This is a genomic window from Kocuria subflava (genome assembly GCF_012163155.1).
GTDB classification, from domain to species: domain Bacteria; phylum Actinomycetota; class Actinomycetes; order Actinomycetales; family Micrococcaceae; genus Kocuria; species Kocuria subflava.
In genome coordinates this window covers 1-791 of record NZ_JAAVUN010000107.1, presented here as the reverse complement: position 1 = coordinate 791, position 791 = coordinate 1, and the positions used below count along the sequence as shown (strand labels likewise).

The 791-nt window shown below is 63.2% G+C and carries 1 protein-coding gene; it reads right to left on the bottom strand.

Features of this window, described 5'->3' with window-relative positions; genetic code table 11:
- Positions 1-43: 43 nt before the first annotated feature.
- The coding region (locus GTW58_RS13215) for a cytochrome P450 (protein ID WP_168023572.1) at positions 44-791 on the bottom strand (748 nt) is incomplete at its 5' end.

The window sequence follows — 791 nt, the reverse complement described above, 5'->3', positions numbered from 1 at the left end:
TAGTCCCGAATTCCCTGAACGCGGCCAGTTGTGCAGGAAAAGGCTACGGGTTGGCTGCCGGAGTTACGAGCGATGTTGGCGAACCGGTCGATTGAGCCCCTTCGTGGTCTAGCTCCACCCGAACGGGAACGGACGCCCACGCGTGCAGCGTGTTGTTGAGGTGGCGAACGGGCTCGCCGTTGAGCTCCAGGTGTTGTACGCGCCTGATCAGCGCGTTGAGTATCGCCTCGGCTTCAAGGCGAGCCACGTGTTGACCCACGCACTGATGAATCCCCATGCCAAAGCCCATATGGCCTGAAGGGTCGCGGGAAAGATCGAAGGTGTTGGGTTCCTCCCAGCGCCGTGGATCGCGGTTGGCGGCACCCAGGAACAGCAGCACCTTTTCGTCTGCCGGTATCTCCACAGACCCCACTCGAATGGGTTGGGTGGTGGTTCGGAAGAACGTCTGGACCGGCGACTCTAGACGAATGGCCTCGTCGAACGCTGTCCGAACCAAGGAAGGATCGGCACGGAGGCGCTGCCACTGGTCCGGGTGAGTCGCGAAACAGTGCAAGATGGCGGAGATGGCGTGCACGGTTGTGTCAACGCCCGCCGTGAGCAAGGACCGAACGACGAGCGGGGCCTGCTGTTCGGTGATCTCTCCTCGATCTGCTGCCGCCCAAATGGCCGCTCCGAACCCCTGATCGGCCAGCATGTCCCGTCGGCACCGGGATCCCACCCATTCCCCCAGCTCCGCCACTCGGGCTGCCCCCTTCTGTACATGGCGGTTGGTGGGACCGCACGCGGTGAAG